Raw genomic sequence first — 620 nt, 5'->3', positions numbered from 1 at the left:
TCTCACACTTTCTTGAGATAAATGTTAGCGATAAGTCAGAGAACTTATAATTGATCGTTCGAATATTTGCGCTCAGCAAAGGTATGGCAAGGCTTGCACGCGTCCGCTTTCGATTCAAAATTCATCAGATAATAGTGATAAATGGATGAAATCCCGGAAATTACTGGGGTGATACTTCAATATCTGCTACCTTTCCCACCATGGTTCATCAGAAATAAAAGTTACTTATGTCACAGTGGTTTACCGATTTACAAAACTATGTACAAGCGCATAGTCAGGATTGGAGCGGAAGTGTTCTTTTTATCACGTTAGCCAGTTTTATCGCATGGATCGCTTGGCGAGTGATCCGTTCACGTCTTGCAATTCTTGTCGAGAAAACCCCTTTTCATTGGGATAACATGTTGCTTGATGCGCTCAAAGCGCCAGTGAGCACACTCATTTGGTGTTGGCCTGCTACGGTGTCACTCGGCATCATTTTAGAAAGCGAACTGAATGACAAGATCAATTGGCTGAGCACGCTCAAGCTGATTCTTATTATCAGCGTCTTCGTATGGACCGTCATGCGACTGATCACCAATATCGAAGATTTCGTTCTGGAACAGAAAAACCGAGACGAAACC

1 pseudogene is annotated in these 620 nt (G+C 42.7%); it reads left to right on the top strand.

The features are described from left to right. Window positions 1-227 precede the first annotated feature (227 nt). Window positions 228-620 (top strand): annotated as a pseudogene (locus R7P74_RS27165) (mechanosensitive ion channel family protein); the annotation flags it as partial.

It is taken from the genome of Vibrio sp. 2033, assembly GCF_033339735.1.
Note: the sequence above shows the minus strand (reverse complement) of the source record. Positions and strands in the feature narration are given on the sequence as shown.